This window comes from Acinetobacter rongchengensis, from assembly GCF_003611475.1.
In the GTDB taxonomy this organism is placed as follows: domain Bacteria; phylum Pseudomonadota; class Gammaproteobacteria; order Pseudomonadales; family Moraxellaceae; genus Acinetobacter; species Acinetobacter rongchengensis.
Map to the genome: position 1 here is coordinate 1 of NZ_RAXT01000058.1, position 18,520 is coordinate 18,520.

Here is an 18,520-nt window from a genome sequence, read left to right on the forward strand (position 1 = left end):
ATGGTTGAAATGGTTTATGAAATCATTCGCCAGCGATTGGAATCCCCCTCTTGCGAAACATAGTTTCTCACTTTTGAAAAAGAGGGACTTTCCGCGAATTTGATGATGGAATTGATTCGCGGAGTTCCTCCCTTTTTAAAGGGAGGTTAGGAGGGATTATATTTTAGCAAAGGCTTTTAGAAAGTTAGTGGGGTGTTGATGGAAGCGTAAATGGTTATTGGCTTTTAAATTTCGCTTTTTTTCTTTAAATGCTGGGACGATGTATCCCCACTCAGCGTTTCTTGAAAAATATACAACGTAATCAATATCTGCATCATCCCATTTATTTTCGACTAAAATGTTATCATTAACTGAATCTAAGCTTTTAACTTGAATACGGTATAAAGTTCTTCCATCTAAAATTTGAATATCAGTTTTAGCATATACATCTAGACTGGGCATACTTGCATCCCAGCCAGCACTTAATAACCACGATAGTAATAGAAATTCATAAGAATGATTTTTATATTGAGAAAGTGTTTGTTCTTTAAGCGCAGTTTGGCGAACAGGCATAAAAACTCCTTAAAGTTTTAAATGCCGTAGATCGCTTTGGCTATCGATTACGGATACATGGCATAGACTTATCTACGAATAAAACCATGCTTTCATTCGTAGGCACTACTGCATTTACTTTTGTAAAATGCCCAATTGATATCGGTTACCAAACCCTGATTAATTAGAGTTACTCTATATTAATCTTCATCAATATTCAGCTCTTATGAGTTTGTAGTGTCTGATTTCATTTAAAAATATCTAATCTAAAATTATTTGTCAAGTTCGGAATCCCTCCCAACCTCCCTTTCTTGCACTTCATTTTAAAGCAGTGCTTTAAAACTCGTTCAGGGAGGTGCTGTCACGTAATTCATTAGATACGCGAAAGTTCCCCTCTTTTTAAAAGAGGGGTTAGGGGAGATTTAAAAAGAAAAACTCAAGAAACCGAATCATCCAAATTCGGCGCTAACCAACGCTTTGCTTCATCCAAAGTCCAGTTTTTACGTTTTGCATAATCTTCTAACTGATCGCCAGCGATTTTACCCACATTAAAATATTCAGATTGCGGGTTGGCATAATAAAAACCACTGACACTTGAAGGTGGCCACATCGCAAAACTAGAGGTTAACTGCGTACCAATCTTATCGGTCGAACCTAACCAATCAAACAGCACCGCTTTTTCTGAATGTTCAGGGCATGCAGGGTAGCCCGGTGCAGGACGAATACCGACATACTTCTCTTTAATCAATTCTTCATTCGAGAGCTGTTCATCGGCCTGATAGCCCCAAAACTCTTTACGAATACGCTCATGCAAATGTTCCGCAAACGCTTCGGCAAAACGATCACCTAAAGATTGCGCAAGGATGGCAGAATAATCATCACCTTTGGCTTTAAACTCATTCGCCATTTCTTCTGCACCAAAGATCGAAACGGTGAAACCACCCAAGTAGTCGTTCGCTTGATCTTTCGTCGCAACAAAATCAGCCAATGATAAGTTTGGTTTACCTGTCACTTTGTCAGATTGTTGGCGGATATGATTAAAGGTATGTGTTACAGATTGCCCATCTTCCGTATACACTTCAACCGAGTCTGCCGCCGAACGATTTGCAGGGTAGATGCCAAACACTGCACGTGCATCGAAGCGTTTATTGTCAATAATGTCTTTCAACATCGCTTGAGCTTGATGATACAAATCCGTTGCCGCTTCACCGACCACCTCATCTTGTAAAATTTTCGGGAATTTACCCGCCAAACTCCAAGAAATAAAGAAGGGTGTCCAGTCAAAATAGTCCACCAAAACATCCAACGGATAATTGGTTAAAGTTTGCATTCCAATAAAGTTTGGTTTTACTGGTGGATGTGCTGCAAAATCAATATTTAAACTATTTTCAATTGATTCAACATAAGACAGTTTGGCTGCTTTAGGCTGTTTATTGGCAATACGTTCACGTACCTTTTCATATTCCGCACGATGTTCTGCGACAAAGGCAGGCTTCATTTCAGGTGAAAGCAAAGTCGTTGCAACACCTACGGCACGAGAAGCATCCGCAACATAAATCACGGCATCATTTGAATATTGCGGATCAATTTTCACTGCCGTGTGTGCTTTTGATGTGGTCGCTCCACCAATTAATAATGGAATGTTAAAGCCTTTACGTTGCATTTCTTTGGCGACAAACACCATTTCATCCAACGATGGGGTAATTAACCCTGACAAGCCAATAATATCGACTTTTTCATCAATCGCAGTTTGTAAGATTTTTTCCGCAGGTACCATCACGCCAAGGTCAACAATGTCATAGCCATTACAACCTAAAACGACACCAACGATATTTTTACCAATATCGTGTACGTCACCTTTTACGGTCGCCATCAATACTTTACCCTTGGATTGGCTGCCTGTTTTTTCAGCTTCAATGTATGGATTCAGCCAAGCCACAGCCTGCTTCATCACACGTGCAGATTTTACCACCTGAGGTAAGAACATTTTACCTGAGCCGAATAAGTCACCGACCACGTTCATGCCATCCATCAATGGACCTTCAATCACATCGAGTGGACGTTTAGCTTTTAGGCGAGCTTCTTCGGTATCTTCATCAATAAAGGTGGTGATACCTTTGACCAATGCATATTCAAGGCGTTTTTCAACCGTATCATTACGCCACTCAAGGTTTTCAACTTGTTTTTGTGCAGCACTTTGACCACGGTATTGTTCTGCAACTTCAAGCAGTTTTTCAGTTGCATCTTGACCACTTGTTCCCTGATTTTGATTGAGAATGACATCTTCAACCGCATCTTTCAGCTCTTTTGGAATATCATCATAAATCGCCATTTGACCTGCGTTGACGATCCCCATGGTCATGCCTTGTTTGATGGCATGGTATAAGAATACGGAATGAATGGCTTCACGGACAGGTTCATTGCCACGGAACGAGAAAGAAACGTTCGATACACCACCTGAAATCATGGCATGTGGCAAGTTTTGTTTGATCCAACCTGTTGCTTCAATAAAGTCCACAGCATAGTTGTTGTGTTCTTCAATACCTGTCGCGACTGCAAAAACGTTCGGGTCAAAGATGATGTCTTCCGCAGGGAAGCCGACATCATTCACCAATACTTCATAAGAACGCTGACAAATTTCACGCTTACGTGCAGCAGTATCGGCTTGGCCTGTTTCATCAAAAGCCATGACGATAATCGCAGCACCGTACTGACGGCATAAACGTGCCTTTTCAACAAACTCATCATAACCTTCTTTTAAGGAAATCGAGTTGACAATCGGTTTACCTTGGACGCATTTTAATCCTGCCTCAATGATTTCCCACTTCGACGAGTCAATCATGATTGGGACTTTCGAAATTTCAGGTTCAGAGGCGATCAGATTCAAAAAGTGCACCATTGCACCTTGTGAATCGAGCATGCCTTCATCCATGTTAATGTCGATCACTTGCGCACCCGCAACCACTTGCTGTAGTGCAACATCTAAAGCTTCGGTAAAGTTTTCTTCACGAATTAAACGTAGGAATTTCTTCGAACCTGTCACATTAGTCCGTTCGCCGACATTTACAAATAATGAATCATCATAAATGTTAAACGGCTCTAAACCACTTAAACGGCAGGCAGGGCGTGTTTCAGGAATTTGGCGTGGTGCAATATCTTTAACAGCATTATAAATGGCACGAATATGATCGGGGGTTGTACCACAACAACCGCCTGTAATATTGATTAAACCACTTTCCGCAAACTCTTTTAAGAATGCAGCAGTTTCTTCAGGTGTTTCATCATACCCACCAAAGGCATTAGGTAAACCAGCATTTGGATGTGCAGAAATGAACACATCAGCAACATCAGAGATGGTTTTTACGTGGGGACGCATCGCATCTGCGCCTAATGCACAGTTAAAACCAATCGACAATAAATCACCATGACGAACAGAGTTCCAGAACGCTTCGGCTGTTTGTCCTGTTAATGTACGACCTGATGCATCGGTAATCGTACCTGAAATCATGAGTGGTAATTCATAACCAATGTGCTTAAAGACTTCTTTTACCGCAAAAATAGCCGCTTTACAGTTCAGAGTATCAAACACGGTTTCGATTAAGAGAATGTCTACGCCACCTTCGATTAAGGCATGTGTTGCTTCAATATAGTTTTCTTTTAATTCGTCAAAGGTAATGTTACGAAACGCAGGGTCATTGACATTTGGAGAGATTGAACAGGTGCGTGAAGTCGGACCAAGTACACCTGCGACAAAACGTGGTTTTTCAGGTGTTGAATATTTCTCACACGCTGCTTTGGCAAGTCGTGCGGCCTCAAAGTTGATTTCATGGACCAAATCTTCCATGTGATAATCAGACATCGAAACACGTGTACCATTGAAGCTGTTGGTTTCAATGATATCTGCACCTGCATCGAGATATGCCTCGTGAATCCCTTGGATAATTTGAGGCTGTGTCAGTACCAAAAGGTCGTTATTACCTTTAAGATCAGATGCCCAATCTGCAAAGCGTTCACCACGATAATCTTCTTCTTCTAATTTATGACGTTGAATCATGGTACCCATCGCACCATCGATGATGAGGATGCGTTTGGCTAGAAGTTCTTTTAAAGTGGCAAGTGTCGACATTCAAAACTCTCAGACAGTTTTTCAAAACGTGCAATATATTAACAGATACTCTAAGTGAAAACTGCAAAAGCCAATTTCAATGTCGTTTTATTCATGGGAATGTTTGATTTGTTAAATTGAACATTTTTATATAGTTGAAATAAAAAGTAGCGTGTTTTTTTTCATCAATTTGTCATAAAAATAAGGCAAAATCTGTGTTACATAGCGGTTATCTGTAATATTCGTCTGAAATATTACAAATATTATTACAGTCTAAATTGTCATAATTTGGTAAATAAGTTTTGGGTTTTATTGAGGTAAGTTTCTGAATTTAAAAATTAAAAATATTTTAAGGATTAATTTTAGTGGTTGTAATAAGAATGAAATAGTGAATAAATTCGCTATTTATTACAGCTGTTTGTCATATAATTGTCACAATTAAATTGAACAATAAGGGGATTTTATTATCCTCTTAACCGTCTGCATGAATTCGAATTTACCTCCTGTCTCAGATTCTGCACATTCTCACACTGCAAAGTCGACGAATGTACACGTACCAACACCTAAATTTTTTATGCCGGTGTTTTTGACGATTATTGTTGCAACACTGATCTATATTGGTGTGCAATTAAGTGCAGATTTGGCACATGTTCCACCTTTAAGCTTATATTCGGTTATCCTTTTAGCGACAGCATTGTTTATCGCTTTAGGTTTTGAGTTTGTAAATGGTTTCCATGATACAGCCAATGCTGTAGCCACGGTGATTTATACCAATGCATTACCTGCACCTGTTGCTGTAATGTGGGCTGGTTTTTGTAATTTCCTTGGGGTAATGGTTGCAAGTGGTGCTGTCGCATACGGCATTATTGCATTGCTTCCTGTTGAATTGATTATGAATGTCGGAAGCGGTGCTGGTTTTGCCATGGTTTTTGCCATGCTTATCGCTGCGATCCTTTGGAATTTGGGAACATGGTTCCTTGGGATTCCTGCTTCAAGTTCTCACACCTTGATCGGCTCGATTTTAGGTGTAGGTATCATGAACTACATTTTGTTTTCATCGAGTGGTGCAAGCGGTGTAGACATGGACCAAGTGATTAAAGTGGGTAAGGCTTTATTATTCTCACCTTTAATTGGTTTTGCTTTTGCAGCTATTGTATTCTTAATTGTGAAAAAAATATTTAGAAAACAATTAGAACTATTTCAACCACCAGAAGGCAATAAGCCACCACCACCATTGATCCGTGCAATTCTGATTTTCACCTGTACCGGTGTAAGTTTTGCACATGGTTCAAACGATGGGCAAAAGGGGATGGGTTTGATCATGCTCATTCTGATTGGTTTGGTTCCATTGGCTTATTCTTTAAATAAAAATTTAGATCAGCATCATTTGCAGTCGTTCTCTGAATTGTCTGGTCAAACTGCGACAGCCATTTATGCTGAGCATTCAAATATTTCAGATGAGCAAGCACGTACAACCATTACGAAATATATTCAAACCAAAGAAATTACACCCGAAGTTGTACCTGCTTTGGCGAGTTTGACTGATCATTTAGGTGAGCGTGTTGCTAAGTTTGATAATCTAAAAGATATTCCTGAAGCTGAAGTTTCTTCATTACGCAATGATATGTACTTAAGTACGACTGCTTTCAAACGTTTAGAAAAAACAGATCAATTGCCAAAAATGAACGAGTCACAGGAAAAAGCGGTTAAAGCGTATCGTAAAAACCTTGATTCTTTCCTTCAATACATTCCGAATTGGGTGAAAGTAGCTGTGGCACTTGCATTGGGTTTAGGCACTATGGTGGGTTGGAAACGTATCGTTGTGACTGTTGGTGAGCGTATTGGTAAACATCACATGACTTATGGTCAAGGGATGTCTGCTGAGTTAGTTGCAATGTCTACAATCGCTGCTGCTGATGGTTTTGGTATGCCAGTTTCTACAACACATGTATTGAACAGTGCGGTAGCAGGGACTATGGTTGCAAATAAAACTGGGCTAAATTTTGCGACAGTACGTACGATTCTTTCAGCATGGATTTTTACACTTCCTGCAACAATCTGTTTGTCGGGTGTGCTGTATTGGTTATTATTGAAAGTATTCTAATTTTCGGTTGAATTTAAAAATAAAAAACGCTGCAATTGCAGCGTTTTTTATTGGCTTGAGTATGTATTTTCTGTACATCTCAATTCATTCCAAAACTTACTTTTTGAGTTTTTTGAACACTTTTTTGATGGGTAATTTATCCGTAGCAAAGCCATAGATTGCAGCAAACGGTAAAGCGGTTCGCGCGAGGTAAGCGACACGCCATAAACCACCATGGTTGGCGCCTTCCATCATCAATTCTAATGGATGCAGCATTGTAGTTTTAGGATTAGAAACAGAATCAGGGTTTCTTAAATCATGAATCCACAGTGCAGCCATGATGGCATTGGTGGTTTCTGGGTGAAAAGCTTCAACATTAAATAAACTTGCACCATTAAATGCCGCTTTTAATAGCGGATTCTTCGTGACGGAATGCGTTGTTGTGGAAGGGGCGATATTAATACTGACATGCTGTCCTTCATGTCGTGCCAAAGTCGCTCGCCATTGTTGAATACGTTTTGCCAATGCGTAATTTGGACCTTGTTCCACAACTAAGCAGTCTGCAATGCCGTAAGCTTGCCCATTGTCTGAATGGATGAGCTGTTGATCATTATTTTGAAAGAAGTGCTGCATTGAAACTGTTGCAATGCTTTTACTCAAAAGCGTTTCAAGCTTTGAACGTTGCTGATTTTTTTCTGTAGCACCGTAAATCACTTCTTTAGGCACAGCATATACATCCGTTGGAGTACACATATACATCAGTGATGAATCAGGTTTTTGTTCACTGATATGGCTCATAATACTGTCCATTGCCATGGAAACACGGACATGTTTTTCACCATCCAAATACGCAATAGACGCTAAATCTAGTTTATGTGGATTGTCACATAACCATTGGGTAATTTCTGGGATTTGAGTGAGTAGATTTGCACCTAATTTAGTTTTAAGTTCTTGAATATTTTGAACATCATCAATTTTTCCAAAACTAGGAGCGTATAGCGTGGCATTGCCACCTTGGATAGTTTTGAGAATTCTTTCCCAAACTCGCTCATTTGGCAAATCAATAGCAATAATATTGGCTTTCCATTGGGATAACCATGTAAGTGGGCCAGCTTCAGAACCTGCACCAAAGAGCACCATTGTTCGATCAGATAAGTCAAACCATTCAGGATGTGCTATAGCTTCACGTAAGGCTTGCGCATGACTGCTTTCAATAATGCCAGTGTCTTCCCAAACTTGGATTTGTTTGAGTAAGGCTGCGCCTTTTAAGTTTTGACCATGATAAGGCACAAACCATTCAGGCTGAGTTTGGGCATGACCTTTAAGCGTAATGGTTTGAATATGTTCGGTGATTGGAACATTCATTACATCTTTTAAAGAATAACGTTGCCCATGTCTAAAAAAGTCAAAACTATGCTGCGCTTTGTGTAAACCTTGCTTGGCAATGGTGATAGGGTGGTTTACCGACTTGATACCATTTTCGACTAAGGCTTTAAAATATATAGGATAATTTTTACGCCAATTTTTTTCATTCAAAACCTGTTTCGCTGTTTGATTGTCAACAGTCGATAATGCTTCTGCTACGATTTCTTTTCCTACATTAGAGGAGCTCGATTTTTGGGTTGCAGGATCAATTGGAAATTGTAAACCATCACTTAAACTGGACATGCAAAATATCTCGCTTCTAATGCACTATTAATATACAGATGTATACATTATCCATGCCAGATTCAAGAATAGGGTGGCATTATCTACCAAAATTGTCAGAGAAATATTTATACTAGGGTGGAGTCCTAAAATAACGTACAGATTTTAGTCCTCTTTTTGATGATGAAGGGCACAGCGTTTTTTCAAGCTCTTCAAAAAATACATTTCATGCAAGGTAATTGCTTAGACATCTAATATTTCAAAATTTAAGAAAGCTATTAATTTATTGATTATCCAATAGATTTATAACAATTCCGACAATTTTAGTTGATTTTTATTCATTCAGCCCCATCTTCAGTTAAAATACCGACTTCAGCTTGAGGATAGAGTTATGTCGACTGAGAACACCAATACTGCAGTTGCAGAAGAAATTCCAAATTTATTGATTACTCCAAATGCGCAAGAGTACTTAAAAGATCTTTTGGAGAAGCAAAACACTCCAGGAATTGGCGTTCGTGTATTCGTAGAAAATGCGGGTACTCCACGTGCCGAATGTTGTATGGCATATAGTGCACCTGAAGAAGTTGTACCTACAGATTATAGACAAGATTATGCAGATTTCCCTGCATTTGTTGATGCGCCGTCTATTCCATATTTAAAAGATGCAGTTATCGATTACAATAAAGATCGTTTTGGTGGGCAGTTAACTTTCCGTGCACCAAATTCAAAAGTACCACGTGTTGGTCCTGATGCATCCATTGAAGAACGAATCACTTATGTACTTCAAGCCGAAATTAACCCAGGTCTTGCAGGGCATGGTGGTAACTGTGCATTGGTAGAAGTGGTTGAAGATGAAGAACATGGTTTAACTGCGGTATTAAAATTTGGTGGTGGTTGCCAAGGTTGTTCAGCAATTGATGTCACTTTAAAACAAGGCGTTGAAACAACTTTAAAACAACATGTACCTGAATTGGCGCGTGTTGTTGACCAAACTGACCATAGTCAAGCTGACGGAGCTTACTTTAAATAATTGGTCAATTTTAGTAAGAATAAAGGCGCTTTATGCGCCTTTTTCTATCCCTAAGATTTTTAATGTTTCATCTGAATAATAGAATTTTTCTAAATAAATACGAGCACGTGATTTTAAATGTTCTGAACTCATCATTTTTTGAATAATAGGTTCAAGCAATGTCTGTAATTCATTTTGAATCAAAGATTCATCAATATTGATATCTCTTAAAATAAGATCAAAAGGATGCTGTTCATTGCGAACATACCAAGCAAAAATGCCATCATAAACTTGCTTCTTTAAATAATCCGTTTGACGAATATGTTCCCAAATTTCATGCCCCATTTCGACAGTTTTAGGTAAATCATTGATTTCGATATACTGGCGTAATACACCAATCGGGACTTTTTTGATTTTGTGCCAAAGATTGGCTTGGAAATGATAGAGCTTATGATCATCAAATTGCTGGTTAATCACTTGTTCGCTGAGTTGACTAATTTTGATGATATTTTTCTGTAGATAATGTTTAACGGTATCATCTAGATTGGTGTCGGTCACCGATTCCAATACAGATTTCCCCATTTTCATAAAACGACCCACGCCAGGTACTTTTTTATTCACCATAGAATTATCAATATAATCTTGAATTGAATGATGAATCAGTTGTGTTAGCATGCTTGAAAATGATGGATTATTTACAATGCGCTTAATCAAAGCTTGGCGATGACCAGATTTACTCGCGACATATTGTGCAATTTTATCAATGGTGAGCACAGGGATAATATCTTCTATTAACGTGTCATCATTACTTGGGTGAATCAATGCAAAACGAATATGTTCAGCAATTTGTTCAATTAAAAAGTGACTTGCAGGTGTAGCGAGGATTTGCTTTTGAATGAGTGGATGAATATATTCAAAAGACCAAATTTCTTTTAAGGTGTGTTTTCTAAACCAATGATAAAATTCAGTAAATTCAATTTTAATTGTTTCAGACTGTGAAAATTCTTGATCGATAAAAGCGAGTTGCGCATTAATGAGTTGTTCAACAAGATTGTTTTTCATTCTATAAGCTCTATTTATACATTTTCTGATCGGCTAGGGGATTTTTTAAAGGTTGAGTTTTATTTAAAAAATTCAAATAGTAATCAGCGACACGCTCTGGAGCTTCTAAAAGTGGCATATGACCCACGCGATTTAAAAGAACAGGCTCTTCAGGTCGTTTTAAAATTGATTTTAATTCATTTGCAACATCAACATTGACGATTTGATCTTGATTTCCCCATAGGATGAGTGTTGGAGCTTCAATATTTTTAACCATCGTTGTAAATGTAGTCGGAGTATAAAGCCGATTTAGTGCATCAATTTGATTGATGATTTTTGCTGTATCTGGCGCTTTAGCAATAAATAGCTTTTCTTGCTCATTGCGAATAATACTTGCTGTAAAAGGTTGATCGAACATCACCTTTTTCATTACAAAATCTAAATCGCCTTTTTGAGTAATCAGTAATTGTTTTAAATAAATTGGGTTCTTTAAATAGTTGGTATTATTATTTTTAAAGATTCCACCTGTACTCATGAGGAACAAGCTTTTGGTGTCAAATGGATATTGAGCAGCATAGAACATGGCTACCGTACCACCCAATGAGTGTCCTGCAATATTTAAATTATCTTGAATATGTGCCGTCTCAATAAAGCGTCTAAGTTGCTCTGTGACATTTGGAACGGATAAATCAAAATTTTCAGGAACTTGTGTACTACCCGCAGAAGGTAGGTCAGGAATAATAACGTGATAATAAGGTGTGAGTGATTTTGCAACATTGTTCCATGTGTCACGGCTACTGGCCAAACCGTGAATGAGTAAAACCGTTGGTTTGTTTTTATCACCACCTTCACTATACGACCAAACGACGTCGCCGACACGTAAGGTTTTTGATGTTAATCCTGCCCAAGCACGTTCTTCTTGTACTATTTTTAAATAGTCAACATATTCAGGGGGATTACTTGCAGCAAGTGTATGGTTGCTAAAAGTAAACAGTCCAAATGTGGATAGACTGATGAATACACTGTTTAAAAGATGAAGAAATTTTTTATTGGACAGTTCAAACATTCACATGGTTCCTTGCTAATGGCTTGCCATTATATAAAGCAAATGTATTATTGATGATCTTAATTTTTTCAGCATTTGCCGTATTGGTTATATTTGTATATTTTTTGCCAAAGCTGAAACGATATAATACGCGAATTTGTAAGGTTTTTTGTGATAATCTCAGCAATTATTAAGAAATAAGTGACAATATAAACTGAAAATATGTGCTTTAATCAAGTTAATATCACTTAACAAAAATTGTAACAGAGTTTATTTTTAGTCAGTGACTTTCGTATTGTGCAGCATTAGAATTAAATACAACCTCCACTTAATGGAAAAAAATACACATGCTAACTGCTCAAGAAGCTTTAGAACGATTAAAACAAGGTAATCAACGCTTTGCACATGGTGAAACAAATCTGACTAAATTTTTGACGCATCAGCAGCGATCAGAAATGGTTGATAGTCAGGAACCATTTGCAATTATTTTAGGTTGTTCTGATTCTCGTGTTCCTGCGGAAATGGTTTTTGATCAGGGCTTTGGTGATTTATTTGTGATTCGCGTTGCTGGCAACATTGTTGCTCCGTCGCAAGTTGGAAGCGTTGAATTTGCCGCAGAAAGCTTTGGTTGTCCGTTGGTCGTTGTCCTTGGACATAGCCACTGTGGAGCGATCCATTCGACGATTGAAGCACTTCAAAATCCAAATGCACCTTCATCAGCAAACTTGATGTCGATTGTAAATCGTGTACGTCCATCAGTTGAAATCTTAATGCAAACCGAGTTAAAGGATGATTTAGAAAAGCTGTGTATGCATGCAGTAAAATCGAACGTATTTGCATCTGTAAATCAATTGCGTCATGGTTCAGCGGTATTAGAAAATCTAATCGCACAAGGTAAGTTAAAAGTGGTTGGTGCTGAATATTCACTTGAAACAGGTGAAGTTTCTTTTTACGATTTCTAAGCTTGTAAATTAGATTTAAGATCTGTTTTAAAATGCTTAAGACATAAAAAATCCCACAACATTGTGGGATTTTTTATTGCTATAAATGCTTAGAATTTATAACCAATTTTTAAACCATAAGCGATTGCATTGTTGTCTTCAAATTCTGCAACATAGGCATCAGTACCTGCTTGAGCACCAGTTTGCGCTTTCGCATCGCCTAACCAGAAGTATTTAACACCGCCAGCAATAAAGGTTGATGGTGTAGGGCTATATTGAACACCTAAACCAACGTTCCAATAACCTTCTGTTGGACCAAGTGTTGTAACAGGGTTACCTGCACCAGAGTCCCAACCTACAGAAACGTTACCTGCCCATTGATCATTTACCTTACGGCCAACACCAACAGTTGCAGAGTATTGATCATCTGAATATTCAACTAAGTTAAAGCCATTTGCTTGACCAACCAGTGGACCAACAGCTTGTGAAACTTTACCGAATTTCAATGGTTGAATAGAGAAGTCTTTCCAGTTCACCCAACGTAGGTTAGCAAAAGCAACGGTATTCGCCATGATCCCTGTTTGGAAATCAAGGTTAACAGACTGAGGTGTAGTAATCGTTGTTTTACCTGTTGCATTTGCAATATCAGCAACAGCAGCAGCGCCATTTGGTAATAATGCTAAAGCGCCAAGTGCTGAAAGTGATTCATCAACTTCAACATCATGATCGATTTCAGAACGATAAGTCACAGATGCTTTTAATGCAATTTCAGGAATTTGGAATGCAGCACCAGCTAACCAACCTGTACCACCAGTTTCTTTAATGCTTGCATCATAACCATTGTATAGGCTGTATGCTTGACCACGTAGGCTTACGTTACCTTTAATGGTTTGGTAAACACCACCTGCGTAAACATTCACGTTTTTCGTTGGTTGGAACCCAAAAATCATAGAAATGTTTTGTGTATCAACTTCAACTTTAGTGTTGCCTTTACCGAGTGTTGAATTGACTTGAGCAAGACCAGCATCAACTCTTGAAGTCACACCTTGTTTAACGCCTGCATCAATCGCAGCTTTAGTTGTTGCATCTGCATTATAAGCTGCTAATGTACGTGCTAATCGCTCTTGACCTGCAGGAGTTGTTAGATCAACCTGTAGCGTTTGTAGATATGCACCAACACGTTGTTGAGCAGATAATCCATTGAATGTGCTTTCAATGGTACTTGTACGAATTGCAGCCATTGACGCTGGAGGTAAAACAGTATTTGTTGAGTTTGATACAAATACGTTATCACCATGATAAGCAGCATCTGCACCAAAAGGTTGGTCATATAAAAGACCGAATGAAACTTTATCTGTTAATTGAAGTTTGACTGCTGCTGATGGGAAATAATAGTCATCACCCATGTCACCGATGTCATTACGACTTAGACTTGAACCAGCTTCCTTACCTTCAACAGTTGGATCTAAAACAGAAATTCCAGCTTCAAAATAGTTGTTTGGTTGAAGAAATGCTGAAATAGATTGACCTGAACGGTCTAATGCAGCTGCAAACACACCTGTCGTTGGTACTGTTGCTGCAAGCAGTGCAATCGTTAAATTTTTTAATTTCATTTAATTTTTCCCTAATATAATAAAATGAATATTTTGAAGCGCTTAATGAGTAAGCTAGAAGCGATTTAAATGTCTAAAAATAACTCAAAGTTACTTCTTTTTACAAAATAGCATATAAAAATTAAGAGTAAATACTCTAGCAAGTGAATTAACAAAAAAAATTGAACTAATCAGTTTATTATTTTGTCCTAAAGTATCAATCAGTCATAAAATGTGAGAACTGGTTATTGTTTTTTGTGATGTGAATCATGAAATGACATAAAAAATTGCTTTTGAAAGATTCAACTTGGTTCTAAAAATATAAGCTTTCAATTGATTAATTTTATATTGTAAATATTTTAAACAATTAAGTTAATTAAATTAATAAATGGTTTAAAATAGAGCCAAGTCATAGCCAAACCATTAATATGTAATATGGCTATGTGGATTGAATAAAGAGAACTAATAGCTGACTCACGATGCAAAAAAATCTAACAAAATGGTCTTGAGATTGTTTTTATTTGGATTGATCACATGTTAAGACCAGTAAGCTTATATAGATCTGAGTTTTATCCATTTGTATTACATAAATTTTCTATGGGAATATGCATTGCTTTGATGAGGAACAAAATTATACTCAAGTACGAATTTTACTAGGAAAAAATCAATAAATGCGATAAAAAAGAGATATAAATGTTAATATTAATCCGTATCGAATAAAGACCTTAAAAATTAGTATATAAAATTATGAAACTGACTTTTCCTCAATCCATCAAAGCAAAGCTGCTGAATATTGTTCCACAAGGGATGATGATGAATTGGAGTGCATTCGATAAAAGTTTATTGATTTTATTATTGAGTGGATTAGATCAAATCGTTTGGTGGATATGGTGTGTTTATAGTTATTTGACACCATCAGTTCAAGAGTGGATTAATTCTGATTATATGTTTCAACGGATTGTTGAAATTAGCATTACTATTGTAATCACGTTTGTTAGTTTGCTTGGTTTGCATAAGTATCGTCAGAATAGACTTCTTTACCAAATCACACCGATGTTGGTTATTTCAATATTTACCATATTATATATACATGCGGCATTTTCGATAGGAATAACCAGTCCAACAACCATCGGTGGATATATTAGTATCGTCTCTTTAGGTTTTCTATTTATAGAAAGAAAATATATTTATATTGTTATTTTCCCTTCAACTGTTGTTTTACTCTACTTAATTTATTTAAGTGCAACCAATCAAATTGATTATGCACCCGTATTTAGTGATCAATTAAACTCAAGTAATATTTATAAAAATACGTACTGGGTTGGAAGTATGGCTTTTTTATATTTTCCTATCTTTGTTATCTGTACCAGCCTATTCGAGATATTGCTCAATCAATGGCGTAATAGAGAGCAAGAAATCAAAAAAATTAGTGAAAAAGATGGGTTAACCAATGTTTATAATAGAAGAAGTATTTCTGAAAAACTTTCACTTTTAGATAAACATGAACAATCTTATGCGGTAGTACTGTTAGATTTAGACCATTTTAAAAAAATTAATGATAATTATGGCCATGACATTGGCGATCGTGTGTTGCGTCGTGTTGCATCAATTTTAGCCCAGAATATTCGTTATAAAGATATGGTTGGCCGTTTTGGTGGTGAAGAATTTATTTTAATTTTAAATGAAGATGATTTAAACGTGGTAAAAGAGGTTGCCGAACGTTGTCGTTATCAAATTGAAAAGACTCAAATCCAAGTTCATAACGGTTTAAGTATTCATATCACTGCCAGTTTAGGTATCGCTGTTGCAAATCAAGACGACAGTCATGAAAATATTGTCCGTTTAGCCGACCAAGCTTTATATCTTGCGAAAAGCAGTGGGCGTAATCAAGTTAGACATTATTTAGAAATCGTGTAAATCCAATTGTTATTTTTATAAGCGGATAAAATACGGTAAGACTGTTAAAAATGCGCCCACTCCAACCAAAGGCAGAGTATTTTCAATAAAATATGAATAGGTCATGAGTAGAATACCAACGATAAATGGGACGACAGTTTTTTGTTTTTTTCCATAGATAAAATAACCTAAACCAATAGATCCAAAAAGGACACCAAAGAGGAGTTGGGCACTGTTCATGATTTGACTCCTGATGTTTTAAATGCTTATAAATTTTAAAGATTAAAATTTTCTTAAATTTTAGAATACTATTGCTTATTGCAATGTATTATTAATCATAACATGAAGGTTAGGTTTAATTTTAGCGTCAAGAAATTGGGTTTTAAATGTTCACTTTGGCAATGATTTATAACAGTACCTTGATGAAATCATATAAATTATATGTATACGGATTTGGAATATAACAATGTCAGCAATCTTGCCAGTAGCCCAACGTGGTGAAGCGATTTTAAGTCTAGTTTCTTCACCCGTAGCTGAAACTGAATTTTCTAGCATTTGGCTCCAAGAGCTATCTCATGCGATGCATCTAACCATGCTAAATCGTAATGGTGTTGGAATTGCAGCACCGCAAGTTTATATCTCTAAAAGAATAATTATCGTTGCTTCTCGTGCAAATCCTAGATATCCAGATGCACCTGAAATGGATGCAATTGTGATGGTTAATCCTGAGATCATTCAAAAATCAACCCAAGTCGTTTTAGGTGAGGAAGGCTGTTTAAGTGTTCCAAACGAAAGAGGGGTGGTTGAGAGAGCTGAGCATATAACAGTGCAATATTGGACTTTAAATGGTGAAAAGATCATACAGGAGTTTAGTGGTTTTCCTGCCCGAATCATTCAACATGAAGTTGATCATTTAGATGGCATATTATTTGTAGAGCGTCTTTAGCTTATTGTAAATCGTGTGGTTCAATTAACCAATTGCATTCCTAATTTTTCTTCCAAAGCGGCTAACAATCTAGCAACGGATGATGGTGAACTATTGAGAAGTGCTGCTGCTTTCGCAAACTTCCTTGCCCAATAATACAAGTGAAAGATTTTATTGCTTTCAATTGATGCATTGCTTAACTCTACATCTTTTTTTAAGATTTATTTTTGGATATATCTTAATATTTTTCAAATAAATAATTATAATTAAATACATGCTTTTGAAGCTGGGTGTGAAATGAGCCAACTTTCTTGTAAAGCCCCGATTAGATTACTTGCATATGATCATGTTGGAATTCGCGTGAGCAAGAACAATGAGCTTTAGATTTTTATCAATCATTAGGCTTTGTTGAGACTACATATTTTGAAGCATATGAAATGATGAGTGTTGATGGTGTAAGGATTAATTTAATTTTAATACAACCAGTCATTTACACTCAAAAATATTCTATTAGAAGTATCGATTAAGTTACTGGTATGACACATCCTGCTTTTATTATTGATAATATTCAGGTATTAGAACAGTGGTTCATTAAGAACGGCATTTGTATTTCAGAAGGACCAAAAGCGCTTGGACTATGACGTACAGCACTTTTTATTCGAGATCCTGATGGTAACGTACTTGAATTTAATCAATTAACTTTAGAACACAATCGCACTGAGTAAATATAATGAAATTGTATGATTTAGAACTATCTGGTAACTGTTACAAAGTACGCTTATTTGCATCTTTGATTCATTTAGATTTAGAAATTATTCCTGTTAATTTTCTAGAGGGTGAACATAAAGCAGAACCTTTGCTAACATTGAACCCTTTTGGTGAATTACCTATTTTTATTGATGGGGAAATTATTTTGAGAGATTCTCAAAGTATTCTCATTTACTTAGCTGGTAAATATGCAGGTGAAGCATGGTGGCCAACAACACCACATCTCCAAGCAGAAGTGGCGCAATGGTTATTTACTGCTGCTAATGAAATTCAGCATGGACCTTGTTCAGCACGGTTAGTCGATTTGTTTAATTATTCATTAGACAAAAATCTAGCATTGGCCAAATCAACAAAAGTTTTGACAATTATTAATCAACATCTTGAACATCGTGAATGGCTTGCAACCAAGCGTCCAACCATTGCAGATATAGCTGTTTTCCCATATATCGCTTTAGCACATGAAGGCGGTATTGATATGTCAGATTACACAAATATCAATCGTTGGATGAATAGTATTAAAGCCTTAGATGGTTTCTTAGCAATGCCAGGTATTTAAAATCATTTTTGCCTTGCGATGTGGAGATTCATCTTTTCATTTAATGAACAAACACGCTAAAAAAGTTTGGGCATGATCACTTAAATATAAGTCAAATGCCTTAGCTTTTTTAGATGCTTACAGCTCGGTTTAGACACTATTCATAACAAAATTGGATTTATTAAAAAATATCTAATCTTAGATTTCCTCTATTTTTATATTTTTAGGTGATACTATTTTAAGTATTCTCCTAGAAATCTTTGCGAATTTGCAGTTTTCTATTGTATCCCTTTGAGTAAATCTATCTATTCAAGCTCTCTATATGATGCTGTTGGTTTGGCTTCGCTAAAGTCATATCTGCTATAGGACGGCGTTTAATTTCTGTTCTTTTTGTGTATCCCG

General features: G+C 36.8%; 14 protein-coding genes. 6 read left to right on the plus strand and 8 right to left on the minus strand.

Annotation, left to right across the window (positions count from 1 at the left end):
* Positions 1 to 156 precede the first annotated feature (156 nt).
* Positions 157 to 552 carry a PDDEXK-like family protein gene (locus D7V20_RS16390; RefSeq protein WP_120385143.1) on the minus strand — a complete coding sequence of 132 codons (396 nt, stop codon included), beginning with the start codon at positions 550 to 552 and terminating at the stop codon, positions 157 to 159.
* A gap of 415 nt (positions 553 to 967) precedes the next feature.
* Positions 968 to 4,657, minus strand: coding sequence for a methionine synthase (gene metH, locus D7V20_RS16395; protein ID WP_120385144.1), 3,690 nt, complete (start codon positions 4,655 to 4,657; stop codon positions 968 to 970).
* Between the two features lie 463 nt (positions 4,658 to 5,120).
* On the opposite strand from metH, the gene D7V20_RS16400 reads away from it, so the two are divergent.
* The gene (locus tag D7V20_RS16400) at positions 5,121 to 6,740 is read left to right on the plus strand and encodes an inorganic phosphate transporter (protein WP_120385145.1); all 1,620 of its coding nucleotides are present in this window, start codon (positions 5,121 to 5,123) and stop codon (positions 6,738 to 6,740) included.
* A gap of 96 nt (positions 6,741 to 6,836) precedes the next feature.
* On the opposite strand, the gene D7V20_RS16405 is transcribed toward D7V20_RS16400, so the two are convergent.
* Positions 6,837 to 8,387: a hypothetical protein gene (locus D7V20_RS16405; RefSeq protein WP_120385146.1), complete on the minus strand. Its 1,551-nt coding sequence runs from the start codon at positions 8,385 to 8,387 to the stop codon at positions 6,837 to 6,839.
* 370 nt (positions 8,388 to 8,757) lie between these two features.
* On the opposite strand from D7V20_RS16405, the gene nfuA reads away from it, so the two are divergent.
* Positions 8,758 to 9,396, plus strand: coding sequence for a Fe-S biogenesis protein NfuA (nfuA, locus tag D7V20_RS16410; RefSeq protein ID WP_120385147.1), 639 nt, complete (start codon positions 8,758 to 8,760; stop codon positions 9,394 to 9,396).
* A 30-nt stretch (positions 9,397 to 9,426) separates the two neighbouring features.
* Here the strand turns inward: nfuA and D7V20_RS16415 are convergent, their stop codons facing one another.
* The gene (locus D7V20_RS16415; protein ID WP_120385148.1) at positions 9,427 to 10,437 is read right to left on the minus strand and encodes a hypothetical protein; all 1,011 of its coding nucleotides are present in this window, start codon (positions 10,435 to 10,437) and stop codon (positions 9,427 to 9,429) included.
* A 10-nt stretch (positions 10,438 to 10,447) separates the two neighbouring features.
* Positions 10,448 to 11,482 carry an alpha/beta fold hydrolase gene (locus D7V20_RS16420; RefSeq protein WP_120385149.1) on the minus strand — a complete coding sequence of 345 codons (1,035 nt, stop codon included), beginning with the start codon at positions 11,480 to 11,482 and terminating at the stop codon, positions 10,448 to 10,450.
* Between the two features lie 326 nt (positions 11,483 to 11,808).
* Here D7V20_RS16420 and D7V20_RS16425 point away from each other — a divergent pair, with 326 nt between their 5' ends.
* Positions 11,809 to 12,423, plus strand: a complete 615-nt coding sequence (locus tag D7V20_RS16425; RefSeq protein WP_120385150.1) for a carbonic anhydrase — start codon at positions 11,809 to 11,811, stop codon at positions 12,421 to 12,423.
* An 89-nt stretch (positions 12,424 to 12,512) separates the two neighbouring features.
* Here D7V20_RS16425 and D7V20_RS16430 read toward each other — a convergent pair whose 3' ends face one another.
* Entirely contained in the window at positions 12,513 to 14,015 is a 1,503-nt protein-coding gene (locus D7V20_RS16430; RefSeq protein WP_120385151.1) for an outer membrane protein transport protein, read from the minus strand.
* Positions 14,016 to 14,741: 726 nt separating this feature from the next.
* Between D7V20_RS16430 and D7V20_RS16435 the strand changes: the two genes are divergently transcribed.
* Positions 14,742 to 15,911: a GGDEF domain-containing protein gene (locus D7V20_RS16435; RefSeq protein ID WP_120385152.1), complete on the plus strand. Its 1,170-nt coding sequence runs from the start codon at positions 14,742 to 14,744 to the stop codon at positions 15,909 to 15,911.
* 15 nt (positions 15,912 to 15,926) lie between these two features.
* On the opposite strand, the gene D7V20_RS16440 is transcribed toward D7V20_RS16435, so the two are convergent.
* Positions 15,927 to 16,130, minus strand: a complete 204-nt coding sequence (locus D7V20_RS16440; protein ID WP_120385153.1) for an amino acid transport protein — start codon at positions 16,128 to 16,130, stop codon at positions 15,927 to 15,929.
* 226 nt (positions 16,131 to 16,356) lie between these two features.
* Between D7V20_RS16440 and def the strand changes: the two genes are divergently transcribed.
* Complete coding sequence (gene def, locus D7V20_RS16445; protein ID WP_120385154.1) at positions 16,357 to 16,836, plus strand: peptide deformylase; 480 nt, start codon at positions 16,357 to 16,359, stop codon at positions 16,834 to 16,836.
* Between the two features lie 20 nt (positions 16,837 to 16,856).
* Here def and D7V20_RS20415 read toward each other — a convergent pair whose 3' ends face one another.
* Entirely contained in the window at positions 16,857 to 16,976 is a 120-nt protein-coding gene (locus D7V20_RS20415; RefSeq protein WP_235831660.1) for a helix-turn-helix domain-containing protein, read from the minus strand.
* A gap of 569 nt (positions 16,977 to 17,545) precedes the next feature.
* Here D7V20_RS20415 and D7V20_RS16460 point away from each other — a divergent pair.
* Complete coding sequence (locus tag D7V20_RS16460) at positions 17,546 to 18,139, plus strand: glutathione S-transferase family protein (RefSeq protein WP_120385155.1); 594 nt, start codon at positions 17,546 to 17,548, stop codon at positions 18,137 to 18,139.
* The last annotated feature ends 381 nt before the right edge of the window (positions 18,140 to 18,520 follow it).

Bases quoted from the DNA above. Each gene is read 5' to 3' on its own strand.
- D7V20_RS16390 (WP_120385143.1), bottom strand. From the start codon at position 552: ATGCCTGTTCGCCAAACTGCGCTTAAAGAACAAACACTTTCTCAATAT.
- metH (WP_120385144.1), bottom strand. From the start codon at position 4,657: ATGTCGACACTTGCCACTTTAAAAGAACTTCTAGCCAAACGCATCCTC.
- D7V20_RS16400 (WP_120385145.1), top strand. From the start codon at position 5,121: ATGAATTCGAATTTACCTCCTGTCTCAGATTCTGCACATTCTCACACT.
- D7V20_RS16405 (WP_120385146.1), bottom strand. From the start codon at position 8,387: ATGTCCAGTTTAAGTGATGGTTTACAATTTCCAATTGATCCTGCAACC.
- nfuA (WP_120385147.1), top strand. From the start codon at position 8,758: ATGTCGACTGAGAACACCAATACTGCAGTTGCAGAAGAAATTCCAAAT.
- D7V20_RS16415 (WP_120385148.1), bottom strand. From the start codon at position 10,437: ATGAAAAACAATCTTGTTGAACAACTCATTAATGCGCAACTCGCTTTT.
- D7V20_RS16420 (WP_120385149.1), bottom strand. From the start codon at position 11,482: ATGTTTGAACTGTCCAATAAAAAATTTCTTCATCTTTTAAACAGTGTA.
- D7V20_RS16425 (WP_120385150.1), top strand. From the start codon at position 11,809: ATGCTAACTGCTCAAGAAGCTTTAGAACGATTAAAACAAGGTAATCAA.
- D7V20_RS16430 (WP_120385151.1), bottom strand. From the start codon at position 14,015: ATGAAATTAAAAAATTTAACGATTGCACTGCTTGCAGCAACAGTACCA.
- D7V20_RS16435 (WP_120385152.1), top strand. From the start codon at position 14,742: ATGAAACTGACTTTTCCTCAATCCATCAAAGCAAAGCTGCTGAATATT.
- D7V20_RS16440 (WP_120385153.1), bottom strand. From the start codon at position 16,130: ATGAACAGTGCCCAACTCCTCTTTGGTGTCCTTTTTGGATCTATTGGT.
- def (WP_120385154.1), top strand. From the start codon at position 16,357: ATGTCAGCAATCTTGCCAGTAGCCCAACGTGGTGAAGCGATTTTAAGT.
- D7V20_RS16460 (WP_120385155.1), top strand. From the start codon at position 17,546: ATGAAATTGTATGATTTAGAACTATCTGGTAACTGTTACAAAGTACGC.